Below are 16724 nucleotides of genomic sequence, written 5' to 3'. Positions count from 1 at the left end.
GAGCCTTTCGGACAGCGGCAGCGGCGCAGCCATTACGGCGCAAACAGTTCGCGTCATAAACAATCTGGCCGGCGTCGGTATCTTCGAGATAAGCGCGGACCTGCATATGATGGCGACCGTCGCGAATTTCAACATCAAGAGAGGCTGTCACAGAACGGTTCCTGTTAATGCGCTCCTGAGACCAATTGCCTTGCGCAGAGGCGCCTTCCCCAGCAAGAGCCAATCGTCTTGGGCATCGCGGCGATATAGTCCGCAGAATGCCGGCTTTCGCACGCGATTCACTGCGCCTCGAATGTTAGTGAGCAAGTCAAAATCACGGACTGGCCTTGGCCGGGACTTGCTTCCTTCGCAAATTTAAGTGGTTGCGGGTGGCTCGCAACCATCGATACCGACATTCCCTGGGCCACACCCCGGCTATGATCAGAAAGCGAACCCGTCACGGCTCCAGCGCGACCTGCAAGCCCTCGTTACCTTCAATATGAACATAACGGCGCCCGATCGGCCGGCGGACGATCTCCGCATCAGCGTGCCCGGAGACCAAACTCCGCGATGACTGCCGGCCGAGCCGCCAGAAGGCGTTCGAGATGGCTCTCCGGCCACATCTCGACGCGGGGCAACCCACCATTTCCATTGTGCTGCTCAACCCAAGTGACGGCATCCGCAGTAAACCGGCCGCTGGTTGCGATGATCATCACATCAACCCGCGGGTTAGGCCAAAGTGCCATTTGCTCTTTCGTCGACGAGACTTCAGCGAGGCTCACGCTACGAGTCGTCCAATGCTTGCACTGGATTACGACGCGGTGGCGCAATGTGCCCGAAAGCTCGTCCTGGACCACGCGCGTCACTGATAGGTCTCGGCCCCTGTCCGGCGCTCTTGTCTGCATCAGCCATTCTGGATTCTCGTAACCTGGCGTGTCGCTGATGAGCGTGAAAATCAAACGTTCGAAAGTCTGATCATCGATTTTGGACCACGCTAACGCCGTCGTGATTGGTCCGGTCGGACGCGCGGCGACCAACGTCGACAGGTCTTCGACCTGCACCGGCACCGCCTCGTTGACACCGTAGAGCCCCTTGCGTAAGGCGCTCTTCACGTCCGGCCAATCCATGGCTTCTATATCGTGGAGGTCGCCGACGTATCCAAAATGGATGTGCCGCATCATGTCGGACCATCGCGCCGGCTTCTTCACACTTGAGCCGAGCAGCACTTCAATTTGCTTCATGTGCTCACGCACATTTATCCATACTTCTCGATCGAGCTGCCGCCGCGCCTCCGCGTCCGGGCCTGCGCCGGCACGAACCGCGCGAATGTCTGCATCGATCTGGTCAATCAAGCCGATGAGCGCATCACGGATGAGCGCCCTGCGCATATTGTTAAACCGAAAGCGATATTCCCGCAGCTCACGTCCGGGCTCTTCGATCCAGCGTTCGACGGAGACCTGTGCGGTCAGCTCATCGATTTCCATCGCATCCAGCCGACTCTGCGCAAGGCCGTCGAGATCCGGAGGCGTCGCGGCCGGCTTCCATCCCCCAATGCTCGGGAGGCTTGCGACGAGAAGACCGAAAGAGCGCGCGCGATCCTCGTATTCGACATTCTCGCCAAAAGCGATTTCAGTTGGGATCATGGCAGCGATCTCGTCCCAGAGCCTTTCTAGCTTGGTGAGATTGGCTTCCGTTGCCTCGAACTGCTCGAGCGCCGCCATGATAGAATTATCTGTTATATTTGGCGTAGACATGCTCCCCCTTTTCTATCGGCCAAGTCCCGAAGCATGATCTTCACCTTCGTCGCAACATCCGGTGGCTTTCATGGGCCGTTCAAGCCAACTACGAATATCTTCGAGCGTCTTCGATTTAACGGAGGCTGGGAGGTCACGCTGGATCGCGGCTCTGGCATCGGCCGCAAAGGGCTGTTGCTGACAAGAGTCACTCGACCGAGCCCTTGCGCCATTCTCATCCCGATCAGCCTCTGACCTTCGGAACCGCAACCTTCCGCGCCTTGGAGTAGAATTTGGCAACAACCCCGACACTCTCCGCCAGTCCTGCCCCGGGGCTGACCAAGGGCCTGCATCAGTTCATCGAGGGCGCCCTACCGAGTGCTGACAGCCCCCTCGTTTTTTCATGTTGTCATTGTCCTCACTCCAGCAGTTCCGGATGCTGGGTTAGAATCGTGCGGACTAACGGCTGAAGATTGTACGGGAAGTTAAACCCGTGGCTCACTTGCGAAGACCGGTAAATGATCTGCTTGGCGACCAAGCCGCCCGTTATCCCGTCGCTGATCGGAGCGTAGATGGAGTTCTCATTTTCGACGATGTACGGACGCAAGAACTCTTTTTCGGCTTCGGTCAACTGTTCTAGCCTTTCGCGTACCAAGCGCTGGAATTGCCGGTCCTTCCAAGGCCGCATCGCAGCTTTGGTCAGAGCAGAAATGAGCGCGACCGAAAGCAAGCTGGCCGATACGACCAAGACGACACCGGCATACATCCGATAAGTCTGTCGCAATTCCTCTAGACCGAGTTGCCGAACGAAGCCGTCGGGAAGAAAAAGCAATGCGGCACTCGCCAGCAACGCTGCAAGATAGATCTTCCAGCCCGCATTGATGACAGCCGTGAATACAGAGCCAACCCATTCCATAGCTTGCCGTTATAGCGAACTGACCACTCAATTGGTACGGCAGTTGACGTCGTCGCTCTGCTGCGTCCCATCAAAAGGATACTGTCTGGCTCGTATTTGAGCGATACAGAAAATCCTCAGCACGAAGGAAGAATTTCGATGCAAATGCGCTGCCGAACGGCGATATGATCCCTAAATCATTCCCACGGAAAGGGCTCAACCGTCGCACGCCCGCGATGGTCCGATCCGTACCAACTTTAATCTACCGCTCTGACAGATTTTCTCTAATTTCCTCCGCGGACTTGGCTGGGGCATCATCTCTGCGAGCTCCCCTGGCACACGGCCAGTGAGCTCGGCATTACCGGACCACAATGGATAATCCTTCATAGCCCTGGAGGATCTCGACAAAGGCGATGGTGTTCCCGGTCAATTGGTGGCACGGCAGCTGCAACGGCACGGCAACACCAGCGCGGCGATGCGGTCACGCGGAGTTCTGGTTACCGCGGCCCCCTCCCTCATCGAACTGAAGGCTAAGAGAGCGGTCGCCTCATCATTCTACCTATTAGTGCAATAAAAATATATTACACGTTTAACTTGCCAGCGGCCATGTTTATAAGCAGCCAGCTCCGCTTCTGGAGCGACATGGAGTCGGCAATGTCTCAAGCAAACTGGAAATTGGCGAAATGGATGGGCGCGGCTTGCCTCGGGGGAGTGCTACTGGCGGGACCGGCAAAGGCGCAACCCCTCTGGACCTGGACCAACCAATACGGCTCGACCCTAGCGGTCGACAGCTACAACCAGAGCACAGGCGCGATTTCCGGTACCTATACCAACAACGCGAGCAATAGCTGCGATGAAGGCGCGCCTCAGACCATGACAGGCTGGCTCGCCCAGACCAATAACGGCACGGCGATCAGCTTTTCAGTCAACTTCGTAGGCTGCGGCTCGACTACCGTGTGGACCGGACAACTCAATGCTGCGTCGGGCTTTCAGGGCCTTTGGCTGCTTTCGCTCGCCGAGCCGGTGGTGTGGAATGGCATCAGCGCCGGGGCCGACACCTTCACTTTCGCTAGCGGCGACAAGTCAAAATTGTCGTCAGCTGGTGGCGAGGCGGTCACGGGCGGGGCAAGCGAGAAGCTCTCGAACACGAAGAATCGCAAATGACATAGCTAACCTGCGTGACGACGCTTCGAACAACGTCGTCACGCTGTCATCGATTACCGATGACGACCGACGGGCTTGCGCCGGCCGTCGTCCAGGAGAGAGGCGCAGGATCGACCCACCCGACGAGGACCTGATATTTGGGTACCCGATGCGGGCGACAATCAAAAGGACCATCTGAGCCAGAACCCTTGATACTGGCGTTATAGTATTGCCGCCATCGACGGCGCCGCCAATAAGGCCTCGAAGGCCGCCGCGGACATCTCGCAATAGGGGCCCCACAACGCGGACGCGAGACCCGCAACTTTCACCCGACGGCCCCGCGCCGTCGAGGCCATACACCATTGTTGGACGCCGCTACGCGCGCGCAGCCGATCACCACGGGCATGGCAGCTCATATCACTTACCAAGTATCGGTTCGGAATGGTGAGCGTTTCTTGGCCACTCACTCCGCGACGTCAGGTTGTTATGAGCCGCATGACGGCGACGCAAGTAGGATCATCGCCCGCATCAAAAAAACGATAGAGTCATCGCATTTCACGACCGATCGCGTGTTTGAACGCGATATCGCGCCGGGAACATCCTTGTGATTCGCACCAGAATCGAATCGTGTTAAATCATATCGACCGATATGATGGATCCAGCCAAAGTCCAGACGCGTAACGCCGACGGCATCACGGCGCCGCTACGACACGCGACCTTCCGTCGCATTTGGCTTGCGAGCCTCCTCTCCAACCTCGGCATCTTGATTCAAGGTGTCGGTGCGGCCTGGGCGATGACGCAGATGACGTCCTCGGCCGACAAGGTCGCGTTGGTGCAGACCGCGCTGCTGTTGCCGGTGATGTTGATTTCGATGCCAGCCGGCGCAATCGCTGATATGTACGACCGACGTATCGTGGCGTTGGTTGCGCTTGGCATCGCGTTCGCCGGCGCAACCGCCCTGACGGTCGTCGCCTGGTTGGGCCTGGTCACACCGAACCTCTTGCTTGTGCTCTGCTTCGTCGTTGGCAGCGGCATGGCGCTGATGGGACCGTCTTGGCAATCGTCGGTCAGCGAACAAGTACAGTCGGAAGCGCAGCTGCCTGCGGCCATCGCATTGAACGGCATCAGCTACAATATCGCGCGCAGCGTGGGTCCGGCAATCGGCGGAGTGGTGGTGGCGACGGCGGGCGCAGTGGTTGCATTTGCACTCAACTCGCTCCTCTATCTGCCGTTGATGGCCGCCTTATTCCTGTGGGAACGCATCAGCGCGCCTTCGCGGCTCCCGCGTGAGGGACTGAGCCGCGCCATGGTGTCTGGCGTGCGCTACATCAGCAATTCACCATCGATCAAGATCGTGCTGGCCCGCACTCTCGTGACCGGCATCGTCGGCGGCGCGATCACTGCGCTGATGCCGCTCGTCGCGCGCGACCTTTTGCATGGCGACGCCCAGACCTACGGTATCATGCTCGGCGCCTTTGGCCTGGGTGCGGTAATAGGCGCGCTGAGCATCACCGAAGTGCGCAAGCGGATGAGCGGCGAGGCCGCGATCCGCGCCTGCGCACTGTCCATGGGCGCTGCGATCGCCGCGGTTGCGCTCAGCCGCGAACCGACATTGACCGCGGCAGCACTGGTCCTGGCGGGGGCCGTGTGGATGATGGCGTGGGCGGTGTTCAACATTGGCGTGCAGTTGTCGGCGCCGCGCTGGGTGGCCGGACGCTCGCTTGCAGCCTATCAGGCGGCGAGTTCCGGCGGGATTGCCGTCGGCAGCTGGGGTTGGGGCCATCTGACCGACGCGGCCGGAGTTGAAGCGGCGCTGCTGGTGTCGGCCGCCCTGATGCTCGCCTCACCACTGATCGGTCTTTGGCTGCCGATGCCCCGCGTCGTCACGCGGGGTGAGGAGGCCGAACTGCTCGCCGATCCAGAGGTACGGCTCGACTTGACCGGACGGAGCGGGCCACTCGTCGTCGAGATCGAATACCGGGTTGCACAGGACAATGCGCGGGCGTTTCATGGTGTCATGCAGGACGTGCAATTATCCCGCCAGCGCAACGGCGCCTATGGCTGGTCGATCGCGCGCGACATTGCCAATCCCGAATTGTGGACCGAGCGCTACCACTGTCCAACCTGGTTCGACTACTTGCGCTGGCGCAACCGCTCGACCCAGTCGGAGCGTGCGCAGGAGCAGCGAGCGATTAACTTCCACATCGGCTCCACGCCGGTGCGCGTCCGCCGCATGCTGGAGAGGCCGTTCGGCTCAGTACGCTGGAAAGACGACACGCCGGACTACACAGCCGCTGAAACGCCGCCGGAGATCCCAAGCGGCAAGGGCCGTACGCACTTGACCGTATCGGCTGACGAGGTGTCCCAGTGTGCCGAGAGGCACCGGAAAGCTGCAAGCGGCCCGCAATAACACAAGCCCGGGTTGCCAGCGGGTTCGGCGCCGATCGGCGCGTCCTGCGACAGTCCGTAATGCCGCCATCCTGGTCGAAGGGGCCCGCGGAACGCATGTTCGTGCCGAACTTCATCCGCCACAGATTCGAGGTGCTCAGCAAGAGCTGCATCCCGCTCGAGATCGGAGCGGCTGGCGCTAAAGCCGTTCGGCACGCCATTTGCCCAGCTCGCCGAAAACTTTGGAGGAGCGATAAGGTGCTAAACGTACTACTGGACGTTCAGCCCGACGGAACAGAGTGGGTCGCCCCCTTGAAATTGGGGCGGGCCATCGATCTCCATACTCGCGGCTAAGCCGCTGTACAACATCAGCCAGCGCCTCATAATCGTAAAATCGTAATTGCGATTGTGCGACGGCTGACAAAGCAAAGTACTCAGTCGAGATCCTCCGGCGTGATATCGCGAGCGCCGTGCAGCACCCGCACGATCTCAACGCCGTTGGGAAATGCTTCGTAGAAGAGTACGTAGTTGCCGACCGGAAAGCTCCGAATGCTCATACCCAATTCGGGCCGCTGCCGGCCCGCCAGTGGATTCTCAGCAAGCATCTGAAAGATGTTGCCGATACGATCGACCACGCGGTCTGCAGCGGCGATATTGTCTGACGCGATGAAGAGCCAAATCTCGTCCAGGTCGGTCTCGCCTGGGGCCGCCTGGTGAGATTACCCGCCATGCTTCCCGGCTTTCAGCCGTTTACGTCCTCGGGCCTTAATTTGTTCGACCAGTTCGCCTGGCTCAAACGGTTCGGCCGGACCGCTTTCAAGGCCTTCCTGTATGGCGGCACGCAATGCTTCAAGCTTCACCTTGCGACGCTCCTCGCGTTCTTCAACAAGGCGCAGTCCCTCCCGCATCACTTCGCTAGCGGTTGCATAGCGACCGCTGTCGACGAGATCCTTGATGAAGCTCTCGTAGTGCTTGCCGACAGTATAACTCGTGGCCATACGCACCTCCTTGCCTCATAATATATTACTTTATGCTATAAGTCGCAAGGGGTTCTTGAATACCGCGTCTCGGGTTCTCCAGCCACGTGAAGTTATAGAAGGACGGGCGCAACGGTTGGTAAGTGACGAAATCTCTTGGCCCGGCCCATCCGAGGCGCTTTTGCTAGCGCCCACAACTTCATGTGGGTGAGCCATGAACAACGACCAAGAGGATCGCAAGCCGATCAAGCCACCGGAGAAAAACCATCCGGACGACAAGGTACGAAGTTTCATTGAAGCCGTGGCCGGCGAAATCCCGCTTGGCGGCGTGGTGGTCAAACTGGCTGGCGAATTGATCCCTAGCCAAGCTCAGAAAGCCCGCACTGATTGGGAAGTTACAATCTCAGAACGCACTAACGAGCATTCCGAACGGCTCGACCGGCATGCGCAGATGCTGCTGCCAACTACAACGCTGGTCGGTCCTAGCTTGGATTTGGCCGTGGCTCTCGCACGCACGCCTGGCGATGGCATGGCAGGGCGTGGGCTTACCATTGACGATCTGTGCAAGCTGCTGCCGCAAGTCGATCCAAAAGACATCGAGAAAGCCGCTTTCGATCTCAATGCCCTGGGTTTGACTAGCATTCAGCGGGCGTTCGGTGGGCACTGGTGGCTACGGTTAGACCAAAAATTCTACGAACAAGTCGATCACCAAGCCATGGGTTGGGGATCCACGACGGAGCGGGATGCCCGGACCTTGGCCAACCTGCTTCTGGAAGACGAAGAGCGGGAACGAACATCCGCGCTCCATACGGCCAGCGGCTGGGAAAAGCGCCGTTTCAATCCAGCTTTCCAATTCCTTCTGAACGTCATCCCGGAAGGGCGCGCGAGCCAGGAAGTTCAGCTGGACTATCCATCAAGCAGCATCTTCCTATTGGACGAGGACAAGGCTTTGCTGCGCAGGTTCATTGCGGCGCGATAGGCAGCGTCATCGTGCATCAGCAGCTCATGGTTCGATATTCGGGGATTGGAAATGAAGCTAGCTATCGCCAATGTGCTGTTAACCTTCATCAGTGGCTTCGCGAAGGCCGACGGCCTCTAAAATGGAAATGAACTGTTTGCACAGTGCACCACGAACAAGTCGTTTGTCGCGGGTTATGTGGCAGGCGAAATCGACAAGGCGAAAGCCGACTACGCGCCCATGATGATTCTATTTCTTGGCTTCCACGACAAAGCCAAGCATGCCGAGCACACCGAGAAGCTGGAGAGCAGCGCGGCGCTTATTGGAGGGGCGGATCAAGGAATACGACCTCGAGACGCTGGCTGATCCCAAGCATGCGATCCCGCCCTATGATGCGGTCCTGTTGCTGGCACCGCGGTGCGCGCATGATGCGGCGTTGCAGGAGGCGCTGAAGCCGTTCCACGGATTCTCATGAATCCCCATATTGCCGATGATCCCTTCACTCATCTCGCCGTCGCAGCTTCCTGCCTGAAGGCATCGACCGCAGCCCGGGTCAGCCGAAATACGCCACGGCCTCCCGCCAATGGGCGATACGCATGGCCGGCACGCGCATTGAGGACATCAAACCATTGGTGTGGCGTGAGTTTCGCCGGACGCCCGCTGATCTGGACCACAGTCCCGTTCGGCGCGAAGCGGACGTGAATGATGACCTGCTGCGAATTCATTCAGTTTCCTTTTCGGCACGTTCACAGACCTCCGCCCTGAAGAGCTTGATCGTGACGGCTTGGCTTCGAGCAGTGTTTGGACGTCAAGGCGCGACGCGGAGCGCCCGCCTACGCTGCTATCAAGCTTCTGATTCTCGTCGCGCGCCACTTAGGAGCGTCCTTTGCCGCCTGCCGGGACGAATAGCTAGCAGCAGCTGCATCCAGTCTGTCTGCATTGGTACCGAATAGTGCTCCCCTCGCCGCACAGCACCGCCGCTATCATGTGCTGCTTGGTACGTCGATCGTCTTGCGCAACAAGCCGTCACTATCGCCATTCAATCTTCGCTTTGCGTGTAGCGGACGCTGAGTGGTTCAATAGATCGCTGCGCCTGCGCCGACGTTGATCGATGCATCCTTTATCGTCTCCACGATAAACTCGATCTGGTCGTTCGTGAGATGGGCATGAAACGGCAGCGCCACGGCGCGATCGGCGATCTTCTCCGTGACCAGGTAGTCGCCACGCCGATGGCCGAGATCAAGATACTGGCGCTGCAAATGCAAAGGATGGCAATAAGCAGCGGCTTCGATCTGCTCGACGCACAGATCATCGATAATGGCGTCGCGGCTGGATCGCGTGAAGCGGGTCCCGAGATTGACGACATAGAGGAACCAGTTCACCTCGGTCACATCGGGGCCGATATAGGGCGGCTTGATGCCCTCAAATGATTGCATATGCGCATTGTAGAGCTGTTCGACCAACCGGCGTCGCTCCAGGATGTCATCGAGGCGCTTTAGCTGAGCAAGTCCCAACGCCGCTGTGAGATCGCTCATGCCGGCCTGGTAAGGTGCCACGCTGCCGACGACAACGGAGGAGCGCTCATCCAGCCGGTGCGTGCGATGCCGACGCAAGGCAAGGGCCACCTCGATATCGTCGCTCACCACCATTGCGCCTTCGCCACAGCTTAAGGCCAACGGCTGGGCAAAGTCGAAGACCGCGATATCGCCAAAGCGGCCGACGAGTTCGCCCTTGTATCTCGATCCGATCGCCTCGGTTGAATCCTCCAAGAGCTGTAGCTGATGGCGCTGTGCGATCGCGCGTAGTTCCGACCATGGCGCCGGGTGGCCTTTGGGATTGCCGGCAAGAATCGCTCCCGTGCTGGGGGTGATACGCTCTTCCACCTTCGCCGGAGCCAGGGCGCCCGACCAATAGTCGATGTCGGCAAATACCGCCCGTGCACCCGCAAGACGGATGGCATGGACCGTCTCACGCATCGAATAGGGCGAAGCGATCACCTCCTGCCCCGGCCCGATGCCCAGAGCCTTCAAGGCAAGCAGAAGCCCTAACGTGCCGCTCGGGACGGCAACGGCATATTTGCGGCCAAGATAGGCTGCGAAAGCCTGCTCGAACGCTTCGGTGACCGGCCCGTTGGAAATTCGCGGCGAACACAGCAGCGCTTCCACGGCAGCGAGTTCCGCGGAGGTGATATCGGGATCGGAGAGCGAAATGAAGGCTTCATCCGCCTCCACCGCGCCCGTGGCGAAGTCGTGATCCTCTGCTAGTCCAACGCGCGTCACCGCCCAATATTCCTTTTCGCCAGCACGATGCCGATCGCCCGCGCCGGGTCGGCCGTAATCTGCATGCAGTGGTCGGATCCATCGACCAGATGCAGGTCGAAGTTCCGAAAGCGCCGGAACGGCTGCTCCGTCACGTCAGACGCATCGCAGCGTACGCAGGCGAGCTGCGGAAAGCGGCGCCGCAGTTCGACAACCGAACCTGTATCGGCGTCAGCTGCCGCGAGCAGCTGTTGAATTTCGATCAGTTCGTCGGGGCCGAGCGCCATTAAGGCTCCTGTATGACTGGTCCAAAAACGGGCATTATTGCCAGAACAGCCGCTCGGGATCCGCGTTCAATTCGTCGAGTGCTAAGGCCAGCCGGTGGTAAATGCTGTAAAACTCCCAGATTCCTTGCGCGTGATTTTTGAAGAACGTCTTCCAGGCGCCGCTCGCGACATCATAAAGGATCAGCGCGACATCAATCAGGCCGCCGTTCCTATCGATATTGCCCGAGCAGCAGGGACTTTCAATGAGATAGCCCCCTCTTACCGGCGTCACATTCGGCGAGACAAAGCGATAGCGCTTGCGCGAGCTCAAGGCGCGCTCGATCCGCTTGCGATCGACCTCGTTCGGGTGAGGGATCAACCCGACTACCTTTCTCATCACAGCGGCATTCATCGCCAAGGCCTCCCTTCAAAGCGCTTTGATTTCGTTCTCAAGACAGCCGATGACCAGCCGCTCGCCAAACTCCACGAGATAGATCGGCACGTTCTCTTCCGTGTGCATGGCGACTCGGATGATCTCGCCGATCTGTCCGGCACCGATCAAGACCCCATCGGGCGGCACATTAGGAGCCGAGTCGTCGTTGAAGAGGTCGATCGCGCTTTTGACGCGCTGGCCCGATCGATATTTCGGAAGGTCCAGCCCGATCATGATACACCCTCTTCTTCCGGCAACGGCGGATCATCGACCTCTTCGCCTGCGCCAACCGCATCGAGTTCCTTGCGCTTCATGCCGACGCGGTAGCCGCTTTCAAGAAATGCGACGCCGTAGATATAGAATTGCTGCAGGAACGTGCCGATCGAGACGACGTGACCAACCTCGCCCTTTTTGACCAGAACCTCGCCGATCTTTCTGCCGGGATAGGTACCGTCATTGCGGATCGAGCGGTTGGCCTGCACCTTCTCGCCAAAGCTGAAGCAAGGAGGCCCGCTTAGCTCGACCACGTCACTGTCGCGGACGATGTTGCTCATGCACCCATCCCTTGCGGCCTTCTAAGTACGAGCTACCGCGCCAGGGCAAGCCAAGCGAATTGCCCGCTGCGCCAGCTTCATCGGCAGTTTTCCTCTTCTAATGCGCGGCCTGTGCGATTGCCGGACGGAGCGGATGGATCGACGAAAGACGGGTCGATGACCGGGAGCAGCGTCGGCCAGATCCATGGAGACACTGCCGCGCAGCAAGCTACGTCCGGCATTGAGAAGCAACCCTCGACCATTGCGCTCGGCAACTTGCTCGCTGGGCCGCTTATGCTCGCACGACAGCGGTATCGGCGAACAATTGCAAGCCAGCGCCGCCTTCTATGACGGCGAACGAAATTCGGAATCTGGGTGCCAGCAAGGCGCAGCAGCAAATTCGTAAGCTTTTCAGCGCCCGATCGAATCGTGACTGTCATGGGCCTCTCCGATTTAGGCCTGCGCCTGGCGGCGCGGCCATGAGGTGTCGACGACGCAGGTGTCGTCGACCGGACAAACCGCAACGCATTGCGGCTCATCAAAATAGCCGACGCATTCGGTACATTTCTTCGGATCGATCGTAAACGTTCCGCCCTTCTCGGAGATTGCGACATTTGGGCATAAGGGCTCGCAGGCTGAGCAGCCCGTACATTGCGAAGCGATGATCTTGAACGGCATTCGCTATCTCCTCATGCCGCCGAGGTCAGTGCTTTCTGGCGGATTGCCGGGTCATCGCGTTTGACGTGCAAGATCTCACCGCTTTTCAGCTTGTCGAGATAGCAGCGGAACCAGGCGATCGCCGACTTCTCGATGAACTCATGCGCGTATTGATCGACTGGGTCGATGCCGGCCTCGATCAGATTGCGTTTCGGACAGTCGCCGATCTTGGCTACGAACGCAGCATGGCAATCCTTGATGGCGCCGATGATGGTCGAAAGCCTGTCCTCCTCCCCATATCCGCCCTGGCAGTAGACATCGGCTCTGCGATGGCCGACGAATTTGGCGCCGGATGTCGAGAGTTCGTACACTTGGAATTCCTTGGCGTGGCCAAAGTGCTCATTGATCAGGCCCGAGCCCTTGGTCGCCACCGCAACCAGAAGCGTGATCTCGCTCTTCTGGCCAGCGAGTTCCGCGAGCTCCTCCCGCCTGGCCGCGACCTTGGCCGCGCGCTCATCCTCGACCTTGGCTTGATAGGCCCGGCGCATTTCAGCGTCGTAATTGACGTCCATGGCCATGATCCTCTCGGTGGTGAACTCCGCGCTGCGATCCTCTCCGAGCAGGCCGACCGCGTCGGCACGACACTGGCGGCAATGTCGCATCACCTTCGTCTCACCTTCGCAACCATCTTGCAGCGCCTTCAGTTCTTGCGCCGTCGGGCCCCGCTGACCGTTGAGGCCGAATACGGTGCCATGCTCGGGTGCGGAGATCAGCGGCATGATGTTGTGCAGGAAGGCACCCCGTGCCTTCACCGTGCTGTTGATCTCGACTAGGTGCTGGTCGTTGATTTCAGGAATCATCACCGAATTGACCTTGCACAGGATGCCTCGCTCTGTGAGCATCTGAAGACCTTGCAGCTGGCGATCAATGAGGATCCTGGCGGCTTCGATGCCGGTGTAGCGCTTGTGGTTGAAGAAGATCCACGGGTAGATCTTGGCGCCGATTTCGGGGTCGACCGTGTTGATGGTGATGGTGACGTGGTCGATTTTGGCACGAGCGATGCTGTCGACGTGGTCTGGGAGTGCCAGTCCGTTGGTCGATAGGCAGAGCTTGATGTCGGGCGCCGCCCTGGCGACCAATTCGAACGTCTTGAAGGTCTTTTCCGGATTGGCCAAGGGATCGCCGGGGCCGGCGATTCCGACCACGGTCAGCTGCGGAATGCTGGTCGCGACCGCAAGCACTTTCCTCACCGCCTGTTCAGGGGTGAGCTTCTCGCTCACCACGCCCGGACGCGATTCATTGGCACAGTCGTATTTGCGGTTGCAGTAATTGCACTGGACGTTGCAGGCCGGTGCTACCGCGACATGCATGCGGGCGTAGTGATGATGCGCTTCTTCGCTGTAGCAGGGATGGTTCTTCACCTTTTCCCAGATTGTCTTCGGTAGATCAGCTTGGCCGGCCTGTGATCCGCAGTTGGTCTTGGCGCCGCCGGGCGAGGTGCGGCAACCCTTATGCTCGGCGATCTCGCCGATATACTCCGCAACTCCGGCACGTCTTCCGCGCCCCGCGACCGCGTTCATATTCAGTTCTCCCTGGACGGCGAATAGGCTTCTCAGGACGAGGCCTGAGCGAACACAAGGAGAGGAGTTTGCAACCTGCATGCCATCACGGCTGGCGATGCTGTTTCTGGCCTTTGTCAATGGCTTAGCGGACACGCTCGGCGTTGTTGCAGGCACCGCAATGATGGTGCCTCATGTAGGAAATCCGACACATCGCTGTTTGCTGGCAGCGCGAGATGCCGGTGAGGCGCACGTGTTCTTCGCGGCCTGGGGGCGACGCAGGATCCGCTCTCAACCTCGGCCGCATTTGTCGACCATCTCTGCACACGAGCCGGCGCTGTCGGCCTGAATTTGGCAGCGCCACTAGCTGGCGAGCAACAGTTCCACCGCGCGCGGGAGCTCAATTGCGAGCGGCATCAAGCCTTGCTCGACGAGAAAGCAGAGTTCGTTGCGCGAGAGCGCTTGCGGATCGACAATCACGTAATGGACGTCGGACGAGCGCTTGGTGATCTGCCGGGCGTAAGTGCGCAACAGCTGGTCATTAAAGCGACAGCCGATGAACAGAAAGCTCCGCCCGGTCCGCCTTTCCTTGATGATGTCGGGAATCGGCGTTTGGATGTCGATCTCCGTCAGCACCTCGACATAATCGGCGTCGGAGATCAGGAAATTTTTGGCCGGCTCTACGCTGCCATGCGGCTTGTACAGCACCGTCGCCCAATTGCCGGCCGCGGCACCGTCGACCTCTTGGCCTGCCGAATCATAGAAGCGGTAAAAGTGATCCGTATAGAGGCCGGCGCGGCTCACACCCTGGACCTCGCCCCATCCATCGCGCTCGCCGAGCGCCGCACGCATGGCGCCGTCGTACCAAGCGTCGACGATTATCGGCGGCGAAAGAGACGCAAGATGATGATGCAGCGCCGTCGGTTCGACCGGTACCGCAAAGGCCTGAGCCATTAACCTCGTCAGGGTGAGACGATGTTTGTTACTCTCGATATATTGTGCGGAGGCCCACACATTGCCCTTGGCCCGGCGCGGCAGTGCAACCTTGGTGGCAAAGAAGGCGGCCAAGGCCTCAGGCGTCGTCGGCACATCCGGCTCTGACAATTCAGCAAGGCCAGGTCCAAGATAAGGAACAACGCTGCCCGCACTCAGCCTGCCCGCGAGTTCAGTGACAATCGCCTCCGTATCGGCTGCGCTGGCAAAATCGATGCGCGGGGGCACCTTCATTGCTCGTCGCCGCCCTCGCCACGCCTCCTGGCGTTGATTGTAATCGGCAAAGGCGTGTCGCTTGCCATCTCGGGCAGGTCGAGGATCCAGCCATTGGCGATCCTGATCCAACCGCCCCAAAGCGTCTCATACTCGGACTCGACGATCGGCTCTTCGAGATCTTTCTTCGGCACGTAGATCGACAAGCCCGCGTCCGGAGATCGGCGGATCATGATTTTCATGACGTCAACTCCCTGGACTGCAACGCATCGCTGGGTGGGCTGGAATGCTCATGCGACATGGCGCGCAGCCGAGCCACGACGCCGGACAGTACGCGCACGACCTCGGCGACCTCTTCAGCCGTGGTTTCACGCGACAGGGAAAAGCGCACCGCGCCGTGCAAGCTGCTGGCCGGCACGTCCATGGCGCGCAGAACATGCGACGGGTCCAATGAGCCGGAGTTGCAGGCCGATGCGACTGATGCTGCAATGCCGGCACGATTGAGATGATGCACAATGGCTTCGCCCTCGAGATGCTCGAAGGCGATGTTGGTCGTGTTCGGTAGCCGGTTGGTGAGATCGCCGAGCACCGAGCAACCGCCGTTATGCAAGATGGCCTGCTCCAGGCGATCGCGCAAGCCACCAATGCGAGCGCGCTCCGGCTCAAGCCGCTCCGCCGCAAGCTCTGCAGCTTTGCCAAGACCGACGATGCCGGGAACATTCTCGGTTCCCGCGCGGCGCCCTCGCTCCTGCGATCCGCCCCAGATCAGCGGTCTGAATTTTGTGTCTTTGCGCAAATAGAGCGCGCCGACCCCTTTCGGGCCGTGCAGTTTGTGGGCGGACAGCGACAGCATGTCGATAGCGCTGTCACTCAGGTCGATGGGCACCTTGCCGGTGGCCTGCACCGCATCAGTGTGAAACAGGCCGCCCGCCGCGCGCGTCAACCCGGCCAGAAACTCGACCGGGAAAATCGTGCCGGTCTCGTTGTTGGCCCACATGACCGACGCGATCGCCGTGCGAGGTCCAAGTGCCCTTCGAAACGCCTCGATATCGAGCCGGCCGCGCGAGTCCACGCCGATCATGTGGGTCTTGACGCCCTTTGTCGCCAAGTGCTCGACCAGTGCAAGGACGGCGGAATGCTCGACGGAGGTGGTGACGATCTCGTCTCGTCCGGCCTGGGTTGCAAGCGCAGAGAGGATGGCGGTGTTGTTTGCCTCGGTCCCCCCGGAGGTGAACATGATCTCGTGATCGTAGGCACTGCCTAGCAATCCCTGCAAGCAGCGACGCGCCTGCTTCACGGCGCTCGCGACCTCGCTGCCAAAGGCGTGAGCAGAGGAGGCGTTGCCGAATTGCTCGGTCAGAAACGGCAACATGACTTGCACGACGGCGGGATCCGCTCGCGTGGTGGCATTGTTGTCGAGATAAATCGGCATTCAGGCCTCGCTCAATCCCGACTTGGCCGCGGCAGCGGCCGGGGTCAGATCGGCGCATTTGCAGAACCCTTCGATTAGCCGCGCCTGAATGCGTTCGAGCGTCGCGAGTAAAAACTTGCAGAGCATGGAGGTGCCGGTCGGCTTGACCATGCTCCTGCTGCGGCCAATCTCGACCAGACGGTCGTCGCTGCCATGGCGTTGCGGACTGGGCCGGATCTCCTCGATCACGGCGCGAATGAATTGCTCCCGATCCGTCTCGGTAGGCAGCGGGTGTTTCAGTGGCTCGGGGACAAGCATGTCTTGGCCT

20 protein-coding genes and 2 pseudogenes are annotated in these 16724 nt (G+C 59.7%); 5 read left to right on the top strand and 17 right to left on the bottom strand.

Annotated elements, in window-relative coordinates:
- Nucleotides 1-37 precede the first annotated feature (37 nt).
- Together BI327_RS43205 and BI327_RS17540 are read right to left on the bottom strand one after the other, a co-directional pair.
- Nucleotides 38-151, bottom strand: a pseudogene (locus BI327_RS43205) (4-hydroxybenzoyl-CoA thioesterase); the annotation flags it as partial.
- 370 nt (nt 152-521) lie between these two features.
- A complete protein-coding gene (locus BI327_RS17540; RefSeq protein WP_076861963.1) occupies nt 522-1700 on the bottom strand; it encodes a restriction endonuclease in 1179 nt (392 codons plus the stop codon).
- A gap of 66 nt (nt 1701-1766) precedes the next feature.
- On the opposite strand from BI327_RS17540, the gene BI327_RS41725 reads away from it, so the two are divergent.
- Nucleotides 1767-1967, top strand: coding sequence for a hypothetical protein (locus tag BI327_RS41725; protein WP_143271624.1), 201 nt, complete (start codon nt 1767-1769; stop codon nt 1965-1967).
- Between the two features lie 163 nt (nt 1968-2130).
- Here the strand turns inward: BI327_RS41725 and BI327_RS17535 are convergent, their stop codons facing one another.
- A complete protein-coding gene (locus BI327_RS17535) occupies nt 2131-2628 on the bottom strand; it encodes a superinfection exclusion B family protein (protein ID WP_076861962.1) in 498 nt (165 codons plus the stop codon).
- A 633-nt stretch (nt 2629-3261) separates the two neighbouring features.
- Between BI327_RS17535 and BI327_RS17530 the strand changes: the two genes are divergently transcribed.
- Together BI327_RS17530 and BI327_RS17525 are read left to right on the top strand one after the other, a co-directional pair.
- Nucleotides 3262-3771, top strand: a complete 510-nt coding sequence (locus BI327_RS17530) for an avidin/streptavidin family protein (protein ID WP_066504133.1) — start codon at nt 3262-3264, stop codon at nt 3769-3771.
- Nucleotides 3772-4399: 628 nt separating this feature from the next.
- Nucleotides 4400-6160: an MFS transporter gene (locus tag BI327_RS17525; RefSeq protein ID WP_083742111.1), complete on the top strand. Its 1761-nt coding sequence runs from the start codon at nt 4400-4402 to the stop codon at nt 6158-6160.
- A gap of 412 nt (nt 6161-6572) precedes the next feature.
- Here the strand turns inward: BI327_RS17525 and BI327_RS41720 are convergent, their stop codons facing one another.
- Together BI327_RS41720 and BI327_RS17510 are read right to left on the bottom strand one after the other, a co-directional pair.
- Nucleotides 6573-6791 (bottom strand): type II toxin-antitoxin system RelE/ParE family toxin, encoded by a 219-nt coding sequence (locus BI327_RS41720; RefSeq protein WP_245334863.1) that lies wholly within the window; start codon nt 6789-6791, stop codon nt 6573-6575.
- Between the two features lie 66 nt (nt 6792-6857).
- Entirely contained in the window at nt 6858-7136 is a 279-nt protein-coding gene (locus BI327_RS17510; RefSeq protein WP_076861956.1) for a type II toxin-antitoxin system ParD family antitoxin, read from the bottom strand.
- A 193-nt stretch (nt 7137-7329) separates the two neighbouring features.
- On the opposite strand from BI327_RS17510, the gene BI327_RS43200 reads away from it, so the two are divergent.
- Nucleotides 7330-8094: a hypothetical protein gene (locus tag BI327_RS43200; protein ID WP_245334844.1), complete on the top strand. Its 765-nt coding sequence runs from the start codon at nt 7330-7332 to the stop codon at nt 8092-8094.
- 304 nt (nt 8095-8398) lie between these two features.
- Nucleotides 8399-8539 (top strand): annotated as a pseudogene (locus tag BI327_RS41715) (glycine betaine ABC transporter substrate-binding protein); the annotation flags it as partial.
- A 37-nt stretch (nt 8540-8576) separates the two neighbouring features.
- Here BI327_RS41715 and BI327_RS17500 read toward each other — a convergent pair.
- The 12 genes from BI327_RS17500 to BI327_RS17445 all read right to left on the bottom strand — a co-directional run bounded on the left by BI327_RS17500 (nt 8577) and on the right by BI327_RS17445 (nt 16714).
- Nucleotides 8577-8798: a hypothetical protein gene (locus BI327_RS17500; protein ID WP_076861954.1), complete on the bottom strand. Its 222-nt coding sequence runs from the start codon at nt 8796-8798 to the stop codon at nt 8577-8579.
- Between the two features lie 351 nt (nt 8799-9149).
- Nucleotides 9150-10304, bottom strand: coding sequence for a DegT/DnrJ/EryC1/StrS family aminotransferase (locus BI327_RS17495; RefSeq protein WP_076861952.1), 1155 nt, complete (start codon nt 10302-10304; stop codon nt 9150-9152).
- A 44-nt stretch (nt 10305-10348) separates the two neighbouring features.
- A complete protein-coding gene (locus BI327_RS17490) occupies nt 10349-10618 on the bottom strand; it encodes a hypothetical protein (RefSeq protein WP_076861950.1) in 270 nt (89 codons plus the stop codon).
- A 34-nt stretch (nt 10619-10652) separates the two neighbouring features.
- Complete coding sequence (locus BI327_RS17485) at nt 10653-11009, bottom strand: DUF3024 domain-containing protein (protein WP_076861948.1); 357 nt, start codon at nt 11007-11009, stop codon at nt 10653-10655.
- Nucleotides 11010-11024: 15 nt separating this feature from the next.
- The gene (locus tag BI327_RS17480) at nt 11025-11264 is read right to left on the bottom strand and encodes a nitrogen fixation protein NifZ (protein ID WP_076861946.1); all 240 of its coding nucleotides are present in this window, start codon (nt 11262-11264) and stop codon (nt 11025-11027) included.
- Nucleotides 11261-11584, bottom strand: a complete 324-nt coding sequence (locus tag BI327_RS17475) for a nitrogen fixation protein NifZ (RefSeq protein ID WP_076861944.1) — start codon at nt 11582-11584, stop codon at nt 11261-11263. The genes BI327_RS17480 and BI327_RS17475 overlap by 4 nt, the downstream gene beginning before the upstream one ends.
- A 432-nt stretch (nt 11585-12016) precedes the next feature.
- Nucleotides 12017-12241, bottom strand: a complete 225-nt coding sequence (locus BI327_RS17470) for a 4Fe-4S binding protein (protein ID WP_076861943.1) — start codon at nt 12239-12241, stop codon at nt 12017-12019.
- Between the two features lie 11 nt (nt 12242-12252).
- Entirely contained in the window at nt 12253-13800 is a 1548-nt protein-coding gene (gene nifB, locus BI327_RS17465) for a nitrogenase cofactor biosynthesis protein NifB (RefSeq protein ID WP_076861941.1), read from the bottom strand.
- A 342-nt stretch (nt 13801-14142) separates the two neighbouring features.
- Nucleotides 14143-15006 carry an SIR2 family NAD-dependent protein deacylase gene (locus BI327_RS17460; protein WP_076861939.1) on the bottom strand — a complete coding sequence of 288 codons (864 nt, stop codon included), beginning with the start codon at nt 15004-15006 and terminating at the stop codon, nt 14143-14145.
- Nucleotides 15003-15227 (bottom strand): putative nitrogen fixation protein NifT, encoded by a 225-nt coding sequence (nifT, locus tag BI327_RS17455; protein WP_076861937.1) that lies wholly within the window; start codon nt 15225-15227, stop codon nt 15003-15005. Before nifT ends, BI327_RS17460 begins: the two co-directional genes overlap by 4 nt.
- Complete coding sequence (gene nifS / locus BI327_RS17450) at nt 15224-16417, bottom strand: cysteine desulfurase NifS (protein ID WP_076861935.1); 1194 nt, start codon at nt 16415-16417, stop codon at nt 15224-15226. The genes nifT and nifS overlap by 4 nt, the downstream gene beginning before the upstream one ends.
- Nucleotides 16418-16714 (bottom strand): hypothetical protein, encoded by a 297-nt coding sequence (locus tag BI327_RS17445; RefSeq protein ID WP_076861933.1) that lies wholly within the window; start codon nt 16712-16714, stop codon nt 16418-16420. It lies immediately after the preceding gene.
- Between the last annotated feature and the right edge of the window lie 10 nt (nt 16715-16724).

It is taken from the genome of Bradyrhizobium mercantei, from assembly GCF_001982635.1.
In the GTDB taxonomy this organism is placed as follows: Bacteria; Pseudomonadota; Alphaproteobacteria; order Rhizobiales; family Xanthobacteraceae; genus Bradyrhizobium; species Bradyrhizobium mercantei.
This window is presented reverse-complemented; position numbering and strand designations above follow the sequence as displayed.

Coding starts and splice junctions, on each gene's coding strand:
- BI327_RS17540 (WP_076861963.1), bottom strand. CDS start 1,700: ATGGCGGCGCTCGAGCAGTTCGAGGCAACGGAAGCCAATCTCACCAAG.
- BI327_RS41725 (WP_143271624.1), top strand. CDS start 1,767: ATGATCTTCACCTTCGTCGCAACATCCGGTGGCTTTCATGGGCCGTTC.
- BI327_RS17535 (WP_076861962.1), bottom strand. CDS start 2,628: ATGGAATGGGTTGGCTCTGTATTCACGGCTGTCATCAATGCGGGCTGG.
- BI327_RS17530 (WP_066504133.1), top strand. CDS start 3,262: ATGTCTCAAGCAAACTGGAAATTGGCGAAATGGATGGGCGCGGCTTGC.
- BI327_RS17525 (WP_083742111.1), top strand. CDS start 4,400: ATGATGGATCCAGCCAAAGTCCAGACGCGTAACGCCGACGGCATCACG.
- BI327_RS17510 (WP_076861956.1), bottom strand. CDS start 7,136: ATGGCCACGAGTTATACTGTCGGCAAGCACTACGAGAGCTTCATCAAG.
- BI327_RS43200 (WP_245334844.1), top strand. CDS start 7,330: ATGAACAACGACCAAGAGGATCGCAAGCCGATCAAGCCACCGGAGAAA.
- BI327_RS17500 (WP_076861954.1), bottom strand. CDS start 8,798: ATGAATTCGCAGCAGGTCATCATTCACGTCCGCTTCGCGCCGAACGGG.
- BI327_RS17490 (WP_076861950.1), bottom strand. CDS start 10,618: ATGGCGCTCGGCCCCGACGAACTGATCGAAATTCAACAGCTGCTCGCG.
- BI327_RS17485 (WP_076861948.1), bottom strand. CDS start 11,009: ATGAATGCCGCTGTGATGAGAAAGGTAGTCGGGTTGATCCCTCACCCG.
- BI327_RS17480 (WP_076861946.1), bottom strand. CDS start 11,264: ATGATCGGGCTGGACCTTCCGAAATATCGATCGGGCCAGCGCGTCAAA.
- BI327_RS17475 (WP_076861944.1), bottom strand. CDS start 11,584: ATGAGCAACATCGTCCGCGACAGTGACGTGGTCGAGCTAAGCGGGCCT.
- BI327_RS17470 (WP_076861943.1), bottom strand. CDS start 12,241: ATGCCGTTCAAGATCATCGCTTCGCAATGTACGGGCTGCTCAGCCTGC.
- nifB (WP_076861941.1), bottom strand. CDS start 13,800: ATGAACGCGGTCGCGGGGCGCGGAAGACGTGCCGGAGTTGCGGAGTAT.
- BI327_RS17460 (WP_076861939.1), bottom strand. CDS start 15,006: ATGAAGGTGCCCCCGCGCATCGATTTTGCCAGCGCAGCCGATACGGAG.
- nifT (WP_076861937.1), bottom strand. CDS start 15,227: ATGAAAATCATGATCCGCCGATCTCCGGACGCGGGCTTGTCGATCTAC.
- nifS (WP_076861935.1), bottom strand. CDS start 16,417: ATGCCGATTTATCTCGACAACAATGCCACCACGCGAGCGGATCCCGCC.
- BI327_RS17445 (WP_076861933.1), bottom strand. CDS start 16,714: ATGCTTGTCCCCGAGCCACTGAAACACCCGCTGCCTACCGAGACGGAT.